Annotated in this window: 17 protein-coding genes and 1 tRNA gene; 15 read left to right on the top strand and 3 right to left on the bottom strand. The window is 33.3% G+C overall.

The window, feature by feature from the left end; translation table 11 throughout:
• From K1X44_06575 to K1X44_06565, 3 genes are all read left to right on the top strand, one after another.
• Positions 1–565 (top strand): hypothetical protein (locus K1X44_06575; protein ID MBX7146954.1); only part of this gene is annotated, 565 nt, incomplete at its 5' end.
• Between the two features lie 55 nt (positions 566–620).
• On the top strand, positions 621–1,604 hold the full coding sequence (locus K1X44_06570) for a hypothetical protein (GenBank protein ID MBX7146953.1): 984 nt from the start codon (positions 621–623) through the stop codon (positions 1,602–1,604).
• Entirely contained in the window at positions 1,601–4,726 is a 3,126-nt protein-coding gene (locus K1X44_06565) for a hypothetical protein (GenBank protein ID MBX7146952.1), read from the top strand. The genes K1X44_06570 and K1X44_06565 overlap by 4 nt, the downstream gene beginning before the upstream one ends.
• A 112-nt stretch (positions 4,727–4,838) precedes the next feature.
• On the opposite strand, the gene K1X44_06560 is transcribed toward K1X44_06565, so the two are convergent.
• Complete coding sequence (locus K1X44_06560) at positions 4,839–5,051, bottom strand: hypothetical protein (protein MBX7146951.1); 213 nt, start codon at positions 5,049–5,051, stop codon at positions 4,839–4,841.
• A gap of 359 nt (positions 5,052–5,410) precedes the next feature.
• Positions 5,411–6,943, bottom strand: a complete 1,533-nt coding sequence (glpD, locus tag K1X44_06555) for a glycerol-3-phosphate dehydrogenase (GenBank protein MBX7146950.1) — start codon at positions 6,941–6,943, stop codon at positions 5,411–5,413.
• Positions 6,944–7,059: 116 nt separating this feature from the next.
• Between glpD and glpK the strand changes: the two genes are divergently transcribed.
• Genes glpK through K1X44_06540 form a run of 3 tightly spaced genes read left to right on the top strand, consistent with a single transcriptional unit; the run spans position 7,060 to position 10,266 of the window.
• On the top strand, positions 7,060–8,559 hold the full coding sequence (glpK, locus tag K1X44_06550; GenBank protein MBX7146949.1) for a glycerol kinase GlpK: 1,500 nt from the start codon (positions 7,060–7,062) through the stop codon (positions 8,557–8,559).
• A gap of 12 nt (positions 8,560–8,571) precedes the next feature.
• Positions 8,572–9,057 carry a PAS domain-containing protein gene (locus K1X44_06545; protein ID MBX7146948.1) on the top strand — a complete coding sequence of 162 codons (486 nt, stop codon included), beginning with the start codon at positions 8,572–8,574 and terminating at the stop codon, positions 9,055–9,057.
• A gap of 3 nt (positions 9,058–9,060) precedes the next feature.
• The gene (locus tag K1X44_06540) at positions 9,061–10,266 is read left to right on the top strand and encodes a class I SAM-dependent rRNA methyltransferase (protein ID MBX7146947.1); all 1,206 of its coding nucleotides are present in this window, start codon (positions 9,061–9,063) and stop codon (positions 10,264–10,266) included.
• Between the two features lie 8 nt (positions 10,267–10,274).
• On the opposite strand, the gene K1X44_06535 is transcribed toward K1X44_06540, so the two are convergent.
• Positions 10,275–11,354: an ATP-dependent 6-phosphofructokinase gene (locus K1X44_06535; GenBank protein MBX7146946.1), complete on the bottom strand. Its 1,080-nt coding sequence runs from the start codon at positions 11,352–11,354 to the stop codon at positions 10,275–10,277.
• 264 nt (positions 11,355–11,618) lie between these two features.
• Between K1X44_06535 and K1X44_06530 the strand changes: the two genes are divergently transcribed.
• The 9 genes from K1X44_06530 (at position 11,619) to K1X44_06490 (ending at position 20,354) form a co-directional block, all read left to right on the top strand.
• Positions 11,619–11,819, top strand: coding sequence for a DUF465 domain-containing protein (locus K1X44_06530; GenBank protein ID MBX7146945.1), 201 nt, complete (start codon positions 11,619–11,621; stop codon positions 11,817–11,819).
• A gap of 210 nt (positions 11,820–12,029) precedes the next feature.
• On the top strand, positions 12,030–12,911 hold the full coding sequence (locus K1X44_06525; GenBank protein MBX7146944.1) for a glycine--tRNA ligase subunit alpha: 882 nt from the start codon (positions 12,030–12,032) through the stop codon (positions 12,909–12,911).
• An 18-nt stretch (positions 12,912–12,929) separates the two neighbouring features.
• On the top strand, positions 12,930–15,038 hold the full coding sequence (gene glyS / locus K1X44_06520) for a glycine--tRNA ligase subunit beta (protein ID MBX7146943.1): 2,109 nt from the start codon (positions 12,930–12,932) through the stop codon (positions 15,036–15,038).
• A 4-nt stretch (positions 15,039–15,042) separates the two neighbouring features.
• Entirely contained in the window at positions 15,043–17,751 is a 2,709-nt protein-coding gene (gene ppdK / locus K1X44_06515; GenBank protein MBX7146942.1) for a pyruvate, phosphate dikinase, read from the top strand.
• A gap of 40 nt (positions 17,752–17,791) precedes the next feature.
• Positions 17,792–17,866, top strand: a tRNA-Thr gene (locus K1X44_06510).
• A 128-nt stretch (positions 17,867–17,994) separates the two neighbouring features.
• Entirely contained in the window at positions 17,995–18,276 is a 282-nt protein-coding gene (locus tag K1X44_06505) for a hypothetical protein (protein ID MBX7146941.1), read from the top strand.
• Between the two features lie 162 nt (positions 18,277–18,438).
• Positions 18,439–19,059, top strand: a complete 621-nt coding sequence (locus K1X44_06500; protein ID MBX7146940.1) for a hypothetical protein — start codon at positions 18,439–18,441, stop codon at positions 19,057–19,059.
• 289 nt (positions 19,060–19,348) lie between these two features.
• The gene (locus K1X44_06495; GenBank protein ID MBX7146939.1) at positions 19,349–19,849 is read left to right on the top strand and encodes a hypothetical protein; all 501 of its coding nucleotides are present in this window, start codon (positions 19,349–19,351) and stop codon (positions 19,847–19,849) included.
• A 256-nt stretch (positions 19,850–20,105) separates the two neighbouring features.
• Positions 20,106–20,354, top strand: a complete 249-nt coding sequence (locus K1X44_06490) for a thermonuclease family protein (GenBank protein MBX7146938.1) — start codon at positions 20,106–20,108, stop codon at positions 20,352–20,354.
• The last annotated feature ends 309 nt before the right edge of the window (positions 20,355–20,663 follow it).

Genomic DNA, 20,663 nt, shown 5'->3' with positions numbered 1-20,663 from the left:
CCTATCGGCAGAGGGTAAGGTATTTGATAAATCCGGGATAACGAATGGGATAAATACGGGAAACCCTGCATATAACCCCATGAATAAATCTGGGGATAGGTCAGGGGATAAAAATGTGGGTGGGTTTCATCCCACCGCCACGACGCAACCCACTGGTGTGATGTTGGATGGGGGTATGGGGGATGATACCCTAACCGGCAGTGATGGCGATGATTGGTTGATCGGTAATAGTGGCAAAGACACATTAAAGGGTGGATCTGGCAATGACCGTCTCTTCATCGATGCTGACGACAGCATAATAGATGGGGGTGATGGGTATGATGTGGCGGTTATTAATGATGATCGGGGTGTAAATCTTGATGTTGCCGCGGGACATATTGAGGCTGTGCAGGGGGACAATGGCAATGATGTGTTGGATGCATCTGGCTATAAAGCTGGGGATAAATCGGTTAATAATACTGGGATAAATGTGACTAGGATAAAAAAGATTATATTGAAGATCCGGAACGTTGCCAATGACGACAAAAGGAAACACACAGCCGAGGGCCACAGATATGCAGCTTGATAAAAGGAATGAATCGCCTAGGATAAAGGTAATTTTACAAGGGAACATAACTATCATGATTAAAACAGCAGTTAAAGTATTATGTGTGCTTGGATTTATTTTACCCATTCACTTAATGGCAGAAGAGTCCCAATCACCGTATTCGAAAGAATTCCAGAATTTTTGGGGAAGAGAGTTTCCAGAGAATTATGATATTTGGAATTATTATGATTTTGGAAATGATATAGGTGTTTTAGCCACGGTAGAATTACCTAATAACATTTTTGAAACCAGGTTAATTTATTTAGGAAGTGGTAAAGAAGAGGTTATTGAACGTCGTAAAGGTGATGAAACAGTTAATTTGGGTTTAGAAAAAAAGTTTCTAGACAATAATAAAGATAAAGAAATCACGGGAGAAAATAATTTATTACCTAATGGGTGGGTTATTGAGGATGGGAATGACAGGCTAGGTAATTGTACGGCGGTTTATGATAATTATCTTAAAGGTCAAAAAGGCAGTAATAGCTTTGAAATGATGCTGATTCTTGAACTGAAGAAACCTGCTATAGAACCAACGGGTAATGAACCGTGTGGTGAATTAGGTGGTGATGATTGGCAGGTTAGACAAATCAGAACTAAGTTATTTCAAATACCTTATGAAGGGCCATTTATTTTAAAAGATGGAACATTTTTAATTAGATTACCAACCGAAGATAATCAAGGCAAAAGTAATGTTGCTGCGCATCTTATACGCTTTAATCCTGATTTTACTTCACCTTATTTTAAGACATTAAAGGGATACAAAATGGTTGATTATAAACCCATTAAGGATTTCTACAAAAAAGCATTTGATGTTTATAGTGATCCTAATCCAAGAGAATTTATGGTTCCTAAATCGTGGAAAAAGAAAAAGATTATTAATGCTGAAGATTTAAAAAATTTTGAAGATTATAGTCAAGATCTGATTCAGGCTCCACCAATTTATATGTTTGTTGCTTGGACTTATAACTATTTAAAAACTGCCCCAAATTGGACCCTACCTGAAGGAGATAAAGAATGAGTAATTTACCAGATCACATTAAAGAAATTATAGTTGAAACAATTAAAAAGAATGAAGGTGGCAAAGTAGATGGAAAGTATATTTTAGGTGCTGCGCGAAAAGGACAAAGTGGTTTTAGTTTTGGGGAGTATCAAACTGATTTTTCTAAAAACGCACAAAATAAAATTAACGGGATTACACTTGAAAGTTACTTTGATAAGTTATTAAAGAATACTCGAGCAATAACAGGATTAAGTGATACGCAAATTAAGACAATTATTGAAAATATTGATGATTTAGTTGGTCCTGGTAATAACTCTAATCCAGTTTTTGGTTTTAAGACCCAAATTGAAACGGCTTTAAACACAAAACAAGGTGAACAATTTGTTAAAATGTGGGATGCCTTTCAGGAAGCGAAGGCTTTTGGTGCAATGGGTGATGTATTTACTGCCATGGGTAAGTATTGGAGCGTCGATGATATTGTCGGTAATATATCACCACGTGGTATAGCCGCATTGGCAACCTGGGCCAATATGTCTGGATCTGGCAATTTAACAGCGGCCGCCAAATATTTGAGTGGTGGTGTTATTAATCTTAAAAATGGTCAAAATATTAGCTATGGGTATGGTATACCTAATAGCGCAGACGTGATTAATTATGTCCTTAGTCAAGATTATTATCGAAATAATCCCAAAGCAGCAGAACGTCTTATGTCAGAGATTGATGCAATGACTCAATCCTATTATGAAAAGATTTGGGGTAAGCCAGATGAATGGACCAAAAGTGTGTATGGGGGTAAGAATCCTTATGCGGTGGCAATTGGATTATCCGAGGTGGGTGGTTTAAGTGGCAGCCGGGCCTATGACCGTAATACCAAAGATTACCGTGATTATGTTGACGTTAAAGGTAAAAATGATGGACGTGATCCGTATCGCGATAGCAAATGTTTCGTGGCTGGTACATTAATCAGTATGGCGGATGGAACTAAAAAACCTATTGAACAGATACGCGTAGGAGATATGGTTCTATCCTACCAACGTTTGATGGACCACCCTATTGGTAAGAGAGTAACTTTTACCAGCCGTCGGGAGGAACAAAGCCTATATCAATTAACAACAATGGATGGACGTACTTTTAGAGCCACAGGTGAACATCCATTTTTAACGACAGCTGATATTACTAAGCCTGTATATAAAGCATTAAAAGATCTTACTACCCAAGATATGTTAGTAAGTGAAGGTGGCCGTGAAATAAGAATTAAAGATGTTCGGGCCCTTCCAGAAACAGCAACTGTTTATAATATTACGGTTGAAGAGTATCATACCTATATTGCTGAAGGGATCAGAGTCCATAATTGGAAACCGATTGTAGTAGATTTAGATGGAGATGGAATTGAATTAATTGGTGTTGAGGATAGCCGCACCTTTTTTGATGTGAATGATGATGGATATGAAGAAAATGTTGGATGGGTTGACCGCGATGATGGTTTTGTGGCGATTGATCTTAATAATGATGGAAAGATAACAGCCAAAGAAATTGCATTTGCTTCGCAAACAACTGAAGATGATACTGACTTGGAAGCTATGGCTAAATTGTACGACAGTAACAAAGATGGTGTATTGAATTCTAGTGATGCTGATTGGAATAAATTTCGTATATGGCAGGATATGGATGGGAATGGTGTAACTGATGAGGGTGAATTAAAAACCCTAGATGAATTAAATATCCAATCCGTCAAATTAACCAGTGATCATAAGAAAGAAGAAAGTGGAAGCAATATAATACACGGTCAAACTATTTATACTAAAAAAGATGGATCCACAGGAATTGCAGGCGATGTGGAGTTTGATCAAAGTGATCAAAGCTTTGCTTATGATCAAGTGAATGGTGGTGTCATTGTTAGGGTCAAGGATAGTGATCGAGGAATGTTTTTTGCTGATGATCATTCAAACGCACCTTATCAATTAGAGGCAGAAAGTTCAGGAATTGCAGCAGCTTACGGCGCAGATGGGAATGATACCTTTACCAATAATGGAAAACTTGGTGTTACTTTTGATGGGGGTATGGGGGATGATACCCTAACCGGCAGTGATGGCGATGATTGGTTGATCGGCAATAGTGGCAAAGACACATTAAAGGGTGGATCTGGCAATGACCGTCTCTTCATCGATGCTGACGACAGCATAATAGATGGGGGTGATGGGTATGATGTGGCGGTTATTAATGATGATCGGGGTGTAAATCTTGATGTTGCCGCGGGACATATTGAGGCTGTGCAGGGGGACAATGGCAATGATGTGTTGGATGCATCAGGTTATAAAGCTGGGGATAAATCGGTTAATAATACTGGGATAAATGTGACGCTGGCCCAAGGAGTAACTTTAGATGGTGGGGCTGGGGATGATCGATTGCTGGGTGGATCTGGGGATGATGTTCTATCGGGTGGTGTGGGTTCGGACTTTATCCTGGGGGATGAGGGTGATGATACCATTGTGGCGGATGAGGATGACCAGATTGATGGGGGTGATGGGATCGATACGGTGATTTACCAGGGAACTGGGGTTACCCGCAATGCGGCCTCCCTCCATGCGGAAATCATCCTTGGATCTGGTGGGGATGATGCATTGACGACGGATGAGGATCATGTGGTGGCATTGTTTGGTCAGGGTGGGGATGACCATCTGGCGGGATCACGCGGTGGGGATACTCTTTCAGGTGGCACCGGGGACGATACGATATCGGGTGGATCTGGGAATGACACGTACCGTTTTGGTCGTGGTGATGGGGTGGATGAGGTTTCCGATCAAGATCATTTTACGGGCACTGTGGGCCATATTCAGGAAAGTTGGAGGGACGTAACCGCGCAATATCAATATACGAATGTGGGCAGCCGGGTTGAAGGTCACGGGGAAGAAAAAGAAATTGTGTATTATGAATATGAGGCAACTGGGTCCCAAAATGTTAAGATCCTGGATTACAAGATTATAGAGGATGCCGAGGATATCCATCTGGATGGCGGTCTGGATACGATCGAGCTTGACCCCGGCATCACAAAAGACGACCTTATATTCGAAATACGGGGCAACGACCTGTTAATTGGGATAAAGCCAAAAGCAAATGAGTCAACCGAATTTGTTGATTGAGATTAACTCCAAACCTCGTATTTTGGAAGTTTGGAGTTAATAGAAGGAAGCAAGTGAAAATTTTATAACAGAAAGGATACCTTATATATAAATATAAAATAATTAATTTTAATTAACGTATTATATTTTTTTCGTATAAAATTTCTAAAAGCTTTTTAGCTGCAAGTGTACTTAATGATATATCATTTACGGTTACCCTTTTTGCATAGTTTTTATAGCCAACTGTTAATATTTTTTTATAAACCATGTAATAACCGACATATGTTTTACCATTTACAGATTGTCTGACAACAGATTCATATTTGGGTTTATATCTTATAGCCATATTATTGATCCATCTTAATAAAATTATTGAATTGAAATTTAGATTTATATTTAAGATTATTAAATTTTTATTAAAATTAAATAAAATAAGTTTAAATAATATATGCATGAGGATGGGTATAAACGTAGAAATGAAGAAAAATAATTAATAGTGGTTTGAATAGATCTTTATAGTATCCCCACTAATAGTCATATACAGTTTAAAATTATCAATAAGTTGCGGTTAATAATAAAGTTGAGATAAAAATACAATAGAATAAATATAATGATAGCGTATGTATAATTTACAAAAAAATTACTTGATATTGATTTTATAAATAACCTTTTAATATATTTATTTAATAGTTATCCACAGATTTATTAATTAAGTTTTTGTTTTAAATAATCATCTAATTTTTCTTTAGTTTTTTGATTAATATGTAGTCCAAGTTTTGTTCGCCGCCATAATATATCTTCACTAGTTTGGGCCCATTCATGTTTAATTAAATAATCAATTTCTATGGTATATAAATCATCACCCAAATTTATTCCCATATCATGTATAGAAGAAACATTATTTAATAATTGATAAGTCAAAGTGCCATAAGTACGCGCATATCTATGAATTAAACTTTCTGGTAACCACAAAAAATCATTTGATAATTTTTTAAAAAACTTAGATATATTTTGCTCTTTTATATCACCGCCTGGCAAAATACTTTTTGCTGTCCAATTTGATTTCAAGTTTGGAAAAAATGGTTTTAATTTTTCCATAACATGTTCTGACAGTTTTCTGTATGTCGTAATTTTACCACCAAAAATTGATAACAAAGGGAGATTATGATAATTATCAAGATGCAAAACATAATCCCTAGTAACGGCAGAGGCATTTTTATGTGCGTCATCATAAAGAGGTCTAATACCACTATAATGCCACTTTACATCATCTGCACTGATTACTTTTTTAAAATAACTTGAAACAATATGGCATAAATAATTTATTTCTTCTTGTGAAACATTTGCCTGCCCAAGAGTTTCCTTATTAACAGATATGTCAGTCGTACCAATAAGCGTATAATTTTGTTCATAGGGAATGGTAAAAACAATTCTTTTATCTTTGTTTTGTAAAATATATGCATGTTGACCATCGTAAAGTTTAGGAACAATAATATGGCTTCCTTTAGTTAAACGTAAATGATAATCAGATTTTATATTTGCTTTATTTTCTATAAAATCTGTAACCCATGGTCCCGTAGCATTAATTAATATTTTTGCTTTAATTGTATAATATTCTTGGGTAAGTTTATCTTTTAAAGTAATAGACCAATTATTATGAATACGTTCAGCTTTAGTACATAAAGTTCTAGTTTTAATGATTGCCCCTTTATTGTATGCGTCTAAAGCATTTAATATAACTAAACGGGCATCATCAACCCAGCAATCTGAATATGTAAAACCTTTTGTAAAAGAAGATTTCAAAGCATTGCCGAATATAGTATTTGTAAGATCAACTTTTTTTGAAGCTGGTAATATTTTACGGCCACCCAAATGATCATACAAAAAAAGTCCCAATTGTATCATCCATATAGGCCGCAAATCTTTATGGTGTGGTAAAACAAAATTTAACGGCCAAATAATATGCGGGGCTAATTTTAAAAGTATTTCTCTTTCTATGAGAGATTCACGAACTAAACGAAATTCATAATATTCTAAATACCGTAGTCCCCCGTGAATAAGTTTTGTGCTAGATGAAGAAGTAAAGTTTGCTAAGTCATTTTGTTCAATTAAACAAACGGACAATCCACGTCCTGCTGCATCGCGGGCAATTCCAGTTCCATTAATTCCCCCACCTATGACAACAAGATCAAAAATTTTACTATTTAAGGAGTGGGATTGATTAAAATTTTCTGACATAATAAAAATAATAAATATAGTTTAAACTAATTCATATTACTGGGCTTGAAAAGCATAGTAAATAAGCTTTATAGTATAATTTTAAATCTTCCTATAGTTTTTAATTATAAAAAATTATGAGTGATAAATCTTACATTTTGACAATAGATCAAGGTACTACAAGCACAAGGATAATCCTTTTTAATCAAGAAGGTAGATTTATTGATTATGTTCAAAAATCTCATCAACAATTTTTTCCTCATAATGGATGGGTTGAACATAATCCAGAAGAAATTTGGAAAAATGTTTATAATTTGGGAAAAGAAATTTTATTAAAAAATAATCTAACAGCAGAATCTATTTTGACTATTGGTATTACTAATCAGCGTGAAACTACTATTTTATGGAATAGAAAGACAGGTAAAGCAGTTTATCCAGCTATTGTTTGGCAAGATAGACGTACTGCAGAATGGTGTGATCATTTTAAAGAGCAAGGATTAGAAAATAAAGTTATTCATAAAACTGGGTTAGTATTAGACCCTTATTTTTCTGTATCAAAAATTGCTTGGATTCTTAATAGTGATAAAAATTTAAAACAAGCTGCACAAAAGGGTGAAATTGCTTTCGGTACAATGGATAGTTTTCTTCTATGGCATTTAACAGAAGGTAAAGTTCATGCGACCGATGTTACTAATGCTTCTCGTACTTTACTTTATAATATTCATGATAAATGTTGGGACCTAGAATTATTGTCTTTATTTGATATCCCTATAAAAATTTTACCAGCAGTTTTACCTAATAGTTTTTTGTTTGGGTATACAAGCAAAGATTTGTGGGGTGCTGCAATTCCTATCACTGGCATGATTGGTGATCAACAAGCAGCTCTTGTTGGGCAAGCTTGTCTGAAAGAGGGTATGATCAAAGCAACTTATGGGACTGGTGGCTTTATATTAATGAATATTGGTAAAGAAGCAAAAATTTCTGAACAAAAATTACTTACAACTATAGCTTATCAAACGAATGATGCTTTTGCTTATGCATTCGAGGGTAGTTTTTTTATGGCTGGTGCTTCTGTTGAATGGCTATGCGATAAATTAGAATTAGTAAAAAATGCACATGAAACGGAAATTCTGGCAGCTTCGCTTGAAGATAATCAAGGGGTTTATCTTATACCTGCATTTACAGGTCTGGGTGCACCATATTGGGATCCTTATGCGCGTGGTGCAATTATTGGTATGACGAGAGCAACAGGCAAAGCAGAAGTTGCACGTGCAACCTTAGAATCAGTTGTATATCAAACCAAAGATTTATTAGATATTATGATTCAAGATAGTGGTATTAAGCCAATAGTTTTACGTGCGGATGGTGGAATGGTACACAATAAATGGCTTATGCAGTTTCTTGCAGATATTTTAAGTATTAATGTTGATATTCCCTCATATCATGAAACAACTGCTTTAGGTGCATCTTATATTGCGGCATTAGGTGGTGGTCTTTTGAAATCTTCTGATGATGTTATGAAATATTGGTATAAACATCATTCTTATCAACCAATAATGGTTGAAAAACAGCAAAAAATTTTATATAAAGGTTGGCTTTGTGCTCTTCAACGCATTCAAACAAATTCTATGAATTAAAACCTTTATAAAATGGCTCTAAAACTTTTACCTAATCATAATGTTACAGATGTTCAAGTGGAAGAATTAGATTCACCTAGCCAACTTATTGGTAAAAGTACACAACATATTTATGATTGGTGGTTACATTTTATTGATAAAGGTATGCCTGATCGGGAAGATTTTGATATTATTAATCATGCAGTTTTTGCTCCAAATCTTTATTTAGCAAAGCAAATTTCTCCAGGTTATTTTAAAATGCTTATTAATGGCGAAAATGTAATTCGTATGATTGGGGCAAATCATATGGGTGCAAAAATTACAGCACAAGCGGATGGGACCTATAGTGAAAGACTTGCTATTTACTATCAAGCAATTTTAGATCACCAAATATGTTGTAGATGTCGTGGTCAATTAACTATGTTGGGACGTAGTCATGTGCGTTTTGAATCAGTTGATTGTCCTTTAAGTTCGAAAGATGGGCTTGGATATGTTGTTGGCGCAATGGATACAATATAATTTATGATAAATAATTCAAATGATCGTCTTAAGATCTTTGTTCATAAAAAATTTTTAAAAAGAATTTTATCTGGCCATCCTTGGATTTATTCTAATGAAATTGTAACTGATCATAAAAATCGACTTATACCTTCTGGATCTGTTGTTGGTGTGTATCAATCAAATGAACAATTTATTTGCTGGGCAATATATAATCCCCATACATTAATTGCAGCACGTATTTTATCATATGATTATTCAATAAAAATTGATGTTAATTTTTTTGCGCATCATTTTAAAAATGCTTTAGCATTAAGGGAAAAAATATTTACAGAACCTTATTATCGGCTAATTCATGCTGAAGCAGATAATTGCCCAGGACTTATTATAGATAGATATGATAATATTTTAGTTGTACAAATAAATATATCTGGTATGGATTTGTTATGGCCAATTGTCGAAGAAGCTTTAGTAAAAATTTTAAAGCCTAAAACAATTGTTTTACGTAACGATAGTACGGCACGTACTAAAGAAGGATTGCCGTTAGAAATAAAACAACTGTATACGCCAATAACGGAACCTTTGCAAATCATTGAAAATGATCTTTATTTTTTTATGGATCCTATTCAAGGCCAAAAGACGGGATGGTTTTACGATCATCGTGATAATAGATTAATGATCGCTAAACTTTCAAAAAATAAATCTGTTCTTGATTGTTATTGCCATAGTGGAGGATTCTCAATTAATGCATTGGCACGGGGTGCACATTTTGTTATGGCTATTGATCGTTCTGAACACGCTTTAAAATTGGCTCAAATGTCTTTACACGCAAATAATTTAAAAAATGATAGTTGTCAGTTTATTTTGGGAGATGTAATGGATGAATTACAAAATTTGATTAGTCAGAATAAAAAATTTGATATTATTGTTCTTGATCCACCTGCCTTTATAAAAAATAAAAAAGATATTCCTCAAGGAAGCAGGGCATATCGAAAACTTGCTAAATTAGCTGCTCAATTAGTAAATCCTCAAGGATTTTTATTTTTTGCATCATGCTCTTATCATATGGATGTACAAAATTTTTCTAAGCAAATTGCTAGTGCAATTCACAGTATTGGACGTAAAGCACAGATCATTGCAAAAACAAGTACAGCGGCAGATCATCCTCTTCATCCTTTTTTGCAAGAGAATGATTATTTAAAAGCGCAGTTAATTTATTTTCCTAAATAAAAAAGAAACTAGTCTCCAAAACATATACCCAACCCTCGGGCTGTTTTAACTAAAGTATCCTCTAAATTAATTGTTTGATAATATTGGATACCTTCGTAAATAGGAATATCTGTTACTTTTCTATTTTTCCATATAACAAGACGATCAAATTTTTCTTGGGCAATTAAATTAACCGCATGAACGCCAAATGCGGAGGCAACAATTCTGTCTTTAGCATTGGCTTCTGCGCCTCTTTGAACATGACCTAAAATCGTCACACGTGTTTCTGCATCTGTTAATTTGCTTATATTTTCGCTAATGTAATAGCCAATACCCCCATATGTCGGACTACCCCCACTATGCATAGTCATTAAGGGTTCACCCAATTCTGTTTTGACTGCTTCTGCAACAATAATTAAAGCAAAATTACGTCCTTTTTGTTTAATATTTTGGATATGGGATGCAATCTTATTAAATTGATAAGGAATTTCTGGTATAAGGATAACATCAGCTGCTCCAGCAATTCCAGCTGCTAAGGCAATATGTCCTGCATCTCGACCCATCACTTCTAGAATCATGACACGGCTATGACTTGCAGCAGTGGGTTGTAACTGATCAAGTGCTTGGGTTGCTATGGAAACAGCTGTTTCATATCCAATAGAAATTTCTGTTTGACCTATATCATTATCAATAGTTTTGGGAATAGCTACAAGATTTAATTTTCCTTGTTCAGCTATATCACGTAATATTTTCAAACTACCATCACCACCAACCCCAATTAAAGCATCAAGTTTTAATTGATGATATGCTTCAATTATTTCTTTTGTACGATTAAGAAGTTTCCCATCTTCGGTTGGAAAGAAAAAAGGATTATTTTTATTTGTTGTACCTAGGATAGTACCACCTTGTCTTACAAGGTTGCTATTTAAATGTTCTGAGGTTAAATTGATATAATCATAAGGATTGCAAAGTAATCCTGCTGTACCATTTTTTATACCTAAAACGTTCCAGTTATAATTATCACAAGCATTTTTTACAACTGAATATATAATGGCATTTAATCCAGCACAATCGCCCCCACTTGTTAATATACCTATTTTTTTAGACATTTTGTTTTATATCATGTTAATATTTTATATAATCTGTTGATTATACAATAAAATGTGAATTGCAATATAATTTTACTGATTTTTCTAATTTTTATTAGAATTTATGAAAAAGAACTTTTAAATTTGTTAAAAAAGAGTTAATATTAAAGAGTCAACAAGATTATTAATGGAGGGTTTATGCAACCCAAAGTAAGCGAATTTAGGAAAGCTTTTTTCATTGTTAATTCAGACATAAAGCAGATCATTCAACAGACGGCAGAAGTGATGCAGGGGTTAGAAGATTTACGTCGGCGCCTAGAAGAGTTAAGGATGGAACACCGGGATCTTGATGAAGTGATCCATCGAATGATGAATGTTGCCCCATTTGATCAAATACAATTGCAACGTTTAAAGAAAAGAAAATTATTGATTAAAGATCAAATCACTCAATTAGAGAGCAAACTATTACCTGATATTATTGCTTAATTTTTTTCTTTATTTGTCTGAATCATCTATGATTTGTTCTTATATTAAAAATGTTTATTTTCCTATTATTTAGGAAAATTGCAATTTACTGATTCTTTTATCTAAAAATTATTTAATTGAATATTCTATTTTGTATGTTGTCTATTAACAATTCTGCTGTTAGATAGAATAGGTAGTTTTTACTTAAAATTAATAGAAATTATCTATAGAATGGCAAACAAAAATACTTGCTTTCAATCTTTAATATTAAAGTTGCAAAATTATTGGGCTGACCAAGGTTGTGTTATTTTACAACCCTATGACATAGAAATGGGCGCAGGTACTTTCCACCCTGCTACTACATTGCGTTGTTTAGGCCCCAAAAGTTGGAAAGCTGCTTATGTACAACCATCGCGTCGCCCAACTGATGGACGTTATGGTGAAAATCCTAACCGATTACAACATTACTATCAATTTCAAGTTATTTTAAAACCATCCCCTACCGATAGCCAAGAGCTTTATTTAAAAAGTTTGGAGGTATTAGGTATTAATCCCTTATTACATGATATCCGCTTTGTTGAAGATGATTGGGAAAGCCCAACATTAGGGGCATGGGGATTAGGATGGGAAGTATGGTTAGACGGAATGGAAGTTTCACAATTTACTTATTTTCAACAAGTAGGTGGATTTGATTGTGTACCATCATCAACGGAATTGACATATGGTCTTGAGCGGTTAGCCATGTTTATTCAAAATGTAGACAATGTTTATAATCTTGATTGGAATGGTGTGGAAGGCAAGGGTTCTATTGCTTATAAAGATGTGTATTGGCAATCTGAAAAAGAATTTTCAGCCTATAATTTTGAATATGCAAATGTAGACTCTTTGTGGAATAATTTTGAAGGTTCAGAAAAAAATTGCCAATTTTTACTTAATTTACCAGAACCTTTAATTTTACCTGCTTATGATCATTGTCTTAAAGCAAGTCATTTATTTAATTTATTAGATGCACGGGGGGTTATTTCTGTTGCAGAACGGCAAAACTATATTGGACGGGTTCGGGCTTTAGCCAAAGCTTGTTGTGAAGCTTGGATTAATTCATCACATAGTTGATTAAAGGCGGTTTATTAAATGGCAGAATTTTTTTGTGAACTTTTATCAGAAGAAATACCTGCACGTATGCAAAAAAACGCAAGGACATTTCTTGAAAAGAATCTCGAAGAAAATTTAAAAAAATATTTTGTACCTTTTACAACAATAAAAATTTATACAACTCCAAGACGAATAAGTTTTGCAATCAATGGTATACCTTTAACCTTACCAGATAGTATAGAAGAAAAAAAAGGGCCAAGAATTGATGCAGCGCAAACGGCTATAGATGGTTTTCTAAAAGCAAATAATTTATCTGATCTTTCACAATGTGAACAGCGTCAAACGGATAAAGGTAATTTCTGGTTTATAAAAATTAAAAAGCATGGCATAAAAGCGTCTATTGTATTAGAAAATTTGATTAAAGATTTGCTTTTGAATTTTGCATGGCCAAAAACGATGCGATTTGGGGAGCAAAGTTTTGTATGGGTAAGACCATTAAAAAATATTTTAGCGATTTTTGATAATAAAATAATTACCAATTTTATAGAATTAAAATCAGACCGTTTTATGATTAATAATGAAACAGTTGGTCATCGTTTTCTTTCACCATCCTCAATTAAAGTAAAAAATTTTGAAGATTATCAAGATAAACTTCAAAAATCATTTGTTGTTGTTGATCCTGAAACCCGCAAAAAAATTATTCTAGAGCAAGCAACCAATTATGCACAGAAATTGAATTTAATTTTTAATCCTGATCCCAATCTTTTAGATGAAGTCATAGGTTTAGTGGAATATCCAGTTGTACTTTTGGGAAAAATAAACCCAGAATTTATGGTTCTACCTCAAGAGATACTTATAACATCTATGCGGCATCATCAAAAATATTTTGTACTTTTTACCAAAGAACAAAAGCTTGCCCCATATTTTTTGGTCGTTGCTAATTTAAGAACGGAAGACGATGGGCAAACTATTTTGGCGGGTAATGAACGTGTTTTAAAAGCAAGATTAAATGATGCCCAATTTTTTTGGGTTCATGATCAGAATATTAAATTAGCTTCACGGATACATGCTTTAGAAAAGATAGTTTTCTTTAAATCATTGGGAACAATGGCCCAAAAATTAGAACGTATTAAATCATTAACTTATAAATTGGCCGAAAATATACATTATAAAAATATAAATAAAATTGATCATGTTATTCCATTGCTTAAAGCTGATTTAACAACTCAAATGGTAGGGGAGTTTCCTGAACTTCAAGGTATTATAGGTAAATATTATGCGTTGAATGAAGGTCTGGACACAGATATTGCGGAAGCAATTGCAGAACATTATGCGCCAAATGGGCCATCGGATCGTTGTCCTACAAATACATTAAGTGTACTATGTGCTCTGGCAGATAAAATTGATACCTTGGTTGGTTTTTTTGCCATTGGACAAAAACCAACAGGTTCAAAAGACCCTTTTGCCTTAAGACGTACAGCACTTAGTATTATTCGTTTAATTTTGGAAAATAACATAAAAATTAAACTTAATGATATATTTTATTATGCTTATTGGGGATATGAAAATACGTTACAAAATTTTGATAAAAATTTACCCAAAGGTCATCAACCCAAATTGCTTATTACTAATATTTTAGAATTTATTGTGGATAGATTCAAAGTTTTATTGAAAGAAAAAAATATCAAGCATGATTATTTAGAAGCAATTTTTGTTGATCAATATGATGATCTAATGAATTTACAATCTCGCTTATATGCTTTTATTGATTTTATAAAAAATGATCATGGTACAATATTGATCAATACAGCCAAAAGAGTTTTTAATATTTTAAATATTGAAGAAAAAAAAGATAATTGTTTGTATGATACACAGTATGATGAATTTCTATTGATAGATGAAGAAGAAAAAAATCTTCATTCTTATGTTATCAAAACTGAAAAAAATATTTTATCAAATCAAAAAAATGAAAATTATAAACAAGTTATGGAAAATTTATTAGAATTACAAAAACCTTTGGATTTATTTTTTGATAAAATTAAAGTAAATGCAGCGGATTCATCATTGCGTATAAATCGATTAAAATTTTTATCAAAGATTAGAACTATATTTAATATTATTGGTGATTTTTCTAAAATTGAAGGATAGAACAATGACAAAATGGGTATATCTTTTTGGTGATCGTAAGACTGAAGGTTCAGCAAAAATGAAAGAACTTTTGGGAGGAAAGGGTGCTAATCTTGCAGAAATGAGCTCTCTTGGATTACCTGTTCCACCAGGTTTTACCATTACAACAGATGTATGTAATTATTTTTATACAAATAATTCTAAATATCCCGAAACGTTAGAGAATGAAGTAAAAGAAGCTCTGTCATATATTGAAAATATGGTTCATGCAAAATTTTCGGATCCAAGCAATCCTTTATTAGTATCGGTACGTTCTGGTGCACGTGTTTCTATGCCAGGTATGATGGATACTGTATTAAATCTTGGTCTTAATGATCAAACTGTTCTGGGCTTAGCAAAAAAAACTAATAATCCACGTTTTGCTTATGACAGTTATCGCCGTTTTTTACAAATGTATGGATCGGTTGTGATGGATATTAGTCATCATCAATTTGAAGATATTTTAACTTTTCATAAAAATAATAAAAAAGTTCATCTTGATACAGATTTGAATGCAGATGATTGGCAAAAAGTTATTGCTGATTATAAAGCAATGATTTTAAATGAAAGCAAAAACTCTTTTCCCCAATCTCCGATGGAACAATTATGGGGTGCAATTGGTGCGGTTTTTAAAAGTTGGGAATCCCCACGGGCGGAAGTTTATCGTAAGATGAATAATATTCCCAATCATTGGGGAACAGCTGTTAATGTGCAGGCTATGGTTTTTGGAAATATGGGTAATGATTGTGCAACGGGTGTTGCTTTTACGCGTGATCCATCAACAGGCGAAAATGTTTTTTATGGTGAATATTTAGTAAATGCCCAGGGAGAAGACGTTGTTGCAGGTATACGTACACCTCAATCTTTAAATTTGATCGGCAAAAAAGCTAACCAATCTACATTACCATGTATGGAAGAAAGCATGGAGGATTTATACAAAGAGCTTTTGGAAGTCCGAACTAAACTTGAACAGCATTATAAAGATATGCAAGATATTGAATTTACTATTCAAGCTAATAAACTTTGGATGCTCCAAACAAGATCTGGTAAAAGAACCGCTGCTGCTGCTCTTAAAATTGCAGCAGATATGGTCAAAGAAAAATTAATTGATGAAAAAACTGCTATATTACGTGTTAATCCATTATCTTTGGATCAACTTTTACATCCATGCCTTGATCCTAAATATCCACGAAAGGTTATGGTTCGTGGATTGCCAGCGTCCCCAGGTGCAGCGCACGGCCAAATTGTTTTTACAGCTGATGAAGCGGAAGCAAAAAATAATAAAAACGAAGCTGTCATTCTGGTTAGAACGGAAACAAGTCCAGAGGATATTCATGGTATGTATGCAGCCAAAGGCGTATTAACATCACGTGGTGGTATGACTAGTCATGCAGCTGTTGTTGCACGGGGTATGGGAAAACCATGTGTTGTTGGTGCAATGCAAATGCGTGTTGATCTTGATAAAAAAACGATTATGGTTGGCGATATAATTCTTAAAGAAGGTGATAAAATCACTATTGATGGGGCAACTGGTGATGTTATGATTGGTAAAATTCCTATGATTCATCCAGAATTATCCCAAGATTTTGTGCAATTAATGTCGTGGGCTGATAAATATCGTCGGTTACGTATCCGTGCCAATGCGGAAACACCTTTAGATACAAACATCGCAAAAAAATTTGGGGCAGAGGGTATTGGTCTTTGCCGGACTGAGCATATGTTTTTTAATGAAGATCGTATTATTGCTATGCGTGAAATGATTTTAAGTGATGATGAGCATAATCGTCGTCGTGCCTTAGAGAAAATTTTACCAATGCAACGTAATGATTTTATTGAACTTTTTACAATAATGCAGGGATTACCCATTACAATCAGGTTGTTGGACCCACCTTTACATGAATTTCTTCCTAAAAAGAATTCTGAATTAGAAGAAGTTGCTAAAGTTTCTGGAACAGGTATTGAAAAATTAAGAGCACGTAGTGCGGCCCTACATGAAGCTAATCCCATGTTAGGGCACAGAGGATGCAGGTTGGGCATTACGTATCCAGAAATTTATGAAATGCAAATACGCGCAATTTTCGAAGCTATGATTGAGGTTATGAAAAAAACCAAACAAACAATTGAACCAGAAATTATGATACCTTTGGTTGCTTGGGATAAAGAATTAGAAATTTTACGTCAATTGGTTATTAACCAAGCAGTATCATTAGAGAAAAAACATAATATTAAATTAATATACAAAGTAGGCACCATGATCGAATTGCCAAGGGCTGCTTTGTGTGCAGATGAAATTGCAAAGCATGCTGATTTCTTTAGCTTTGGTACAAACGATCTTACACAAACAACTTTTGGATTAAGCCGTGATGATTCATCAAATTTTTTACCCGTTTATGAACAGGAAAAGATTATTACCAAGGATCCTTTTGTAACTTTGGATGTGCATTCGGTTGGTCAGCTTATGAAAATTGCATGTGATAAAGGAAAATCCATAAAATCAAATATCAAACTAGGTATTTGTGGTGAACATGGTGGTGACCCAGATTCTATAGATTTTTGTCATAATCTTGGATTAGATTATGTTTCTTGTTCACCATATAGGGTACCTATTGCAAGATTAGCTGCAGCTCAAGCTGCTATTAAGGCAGAAATAAAAAATGACATATCATCAAATTCAACCATAAGAGTTATTGCATAATATATATTTTCAGCATAAACATGAATGGTTAATTATTAATGCCGCCGTAGCTCAGTGGTAGAGCACACCCTTGGTAAGGGTGGGGCCGATAGTTCAATTCTATTCGGCGGCACCATTTAAACCTTTGATTTTATTATATTTTTTTGATTATAAAATAATTTGCTAAAAGTGTAAATATATTCAGGTAAGCACAGGGTAAGCATTAGAACATAATAATTTATAATGTTTTTGCTTTATTAAAACATGGAAAAGAAAACAGAATCTGAATTACTTATTGAACTTTTTGGATTTGATGTTTCTAGTTATGCACCTCAATTCTGGTTGGCATTTAAAGCACTTATTCCTTTAGTTGAAAGATATTGGAATGACCCAAATGTATCTGTTAACGTTAATAGATATGCGAGTATGGAAATTCAAAAAATCCAAGAGCAAAATTTGTTACGTACAAAAGTTATAGAAGCCATTAATAAAGAATATGAAAAACATGGCATGGTTCAGGATTTCGTATCAAAAAGTGTAGCATGATCATTAGCTGTCATTATACGTTCTACTGAATCATCTAAAACAGGACCTAAGAAAAAATAATTTTTATTAAGTATATTTCTAAATATTATACTTCTTGCCTCCATTAGTTAACCTTTATTAATATAAATATATTAAATTTAGTTTTATATATAGGATTAAAAAATGGTAATTGGACCCGGATTAAAATTACCTCAATATATGGATTTATATGATTTCTATCAAAAACTTGGGAAAACTATATTTAAAGACTCTTGGGATGAAGAAGAATATAAATTTAGGGATCAATTAATAAAATATGAAGCTAGTATAGAAGAAAGAGGGTCTACAGCTCTAATTTTTACTTCCAATTGGTTAAATGATTTAGAAACAGTTTTAGATAATTCGGAGTTGATTAATAATATCGCTGATATTCGTAATAAACATATACAATGGTATGAAATCAAAGAATATCTATTAGCAAAAGCAAAAGAGGATGTTTTAAGGCAAATAGAGATAAAAGAACAATCATCAAAGCATTTTTCAATTTCTGCTCATGTAAATATATCGGATTATAATTTTACTCCTCAAAATAAAGATCCTGAAGAAAATTATGAGAAAGCCTATGAGGTTATCTACAATTTTTTTGAAAATAATATTGAGTATGGGTTAAGATATTATTTTACATATTGTTATATGAAGAGGATTTTTTTCAATAGTAAGATATGTATGCATATATTTGGTTTGAAAACATACTTGAAAAAATTAATTCTAGCGATTGGTTCGGAGGAAAAAACTTACGGATAGATTTAATTAAAACCGCTGCAAGTTATAAAGGAAAATATGGGAGAATAGTTGTAAATGAGACGCAAGCTCAACAATTTTTTTCTAAAATACAGCCGATTGAAAAAATCCCAATAACAAAAAATACGTTACTTCCTTCATTAGAGGAACAAGAAGATATATGGGATAAAATTCTTAAATCTCATGGTAAAGCTAATATTAAATGGCCACCAATAGTTACTCTAACAATAGTTGAAATGATTAAATATTATAGTGAATATAAAGCTAAGTTAATGATCAAAAAGGTAATCCAATTGAAATTGGTGCTGTAGTTGTATGGCGTGTCAATGATGCTGCTAAAGCTTCCTTTAATGTAGATGACTATAAAGAATTTGTAGGTAATCAAAGTGAGAGTGCAGTTCGAGCAATTGCTGCCCGTTATCCTTATGATTCTGATAAAGAAACATCGCTTCGTGGTAATGCTGAAGAAATTACTAATAAACTTTTAGAGGAATTAAATCATAAATTATCGACGTCAGGTATTATCATTGAAGATGTGAAGTTATCGCACTTAGCTTATGCGTCAGAAATAGCGACTTCTATGTTACGTAAGCAGCAGGCAGAAGCTGTTTTACAAGCCAGAAAATATTTAGTCGAAAATGCGTTAACTATTGTGGATAATGTTTTAGTACATTTTGAAAAAGATAATAAATTGAATATAGATCCTGGAAAAAAGTTAGAAATTATAAACAATTTGTTAGTTATTTTAACCTCTGATAAAGAAGCAAATCCTGTTATTAATGTTGGGTCATGAACAAAATCATTGGTTTATTATATTTATTAGTATGTCCATCAATTGGATATGCTCAATCATCAAGCAGTTCTTTGCCAATTGAAATTCAGCAAAAGGTTAAGAAGGCAATTCCTATCGTTGATCAAAACAACAAACCAGTGCTGACCTTTATTACACAGAGGTAGTAGATGGAGACACGGTCAAAGGTTATCTCGAACACTTACCATCCACACTTAACCATGTTTCAATTCGGGTTAAAGGAATTGATACGCCAGAAATGCCCCAGCATGCGAAATGTGAAAAGGAAGGCCAATTAGCTCTTAAAGCTAAAGCATTTACAAATGACTATATGGAACATCATAAACAATTAATTATTACGGAAACTGAATGGGATAAATATGGTGGAAGAATAGTTGGGAATATTAAATCTAACGATAATAATTCTTTAACTGATGAATTGATTAAAGCTGGTTTTGGTAAAGCCTATAAAGGTAAAGGAGCAAAGCCTAATTGGTGCAGAAATTAACTTTTGATTCTAGATCAAGAATAAAAAATCAATAAGAATTGATATCATATTAAAATTATTTTACAGAGCAATTTAACTAACTGTTACATCAAAATGGTAACAATTCAGCCATATTATCTTATACATTAATAAAACTAATTTAAATCATGAATATTATGTATTTGTAAATTCATAAAATATATATGTATAGAGAACAGAGCTATTTTGTTGCCTACCTGAAATAATAAAACTTAGATAATTGGGGAATTATCTAAAGAAAGTAAGCAAATAAAAGATTTACATAAAATGGGGGAAAAGACGGTAACTTAA

The organism is Alphaproteobacteria bacterium, assembly GCA_019695395.1.
GTDB lineage: Bacteria > Pseudomonadota > Alphaproteobacteria > JAEUKQ01 > JAIBAD01 > JAIBAD01.
Note: the sequence above shows the minus strand (reverse complement) of the source record. Positions and strands in the feature narration are given on the sequence as shown.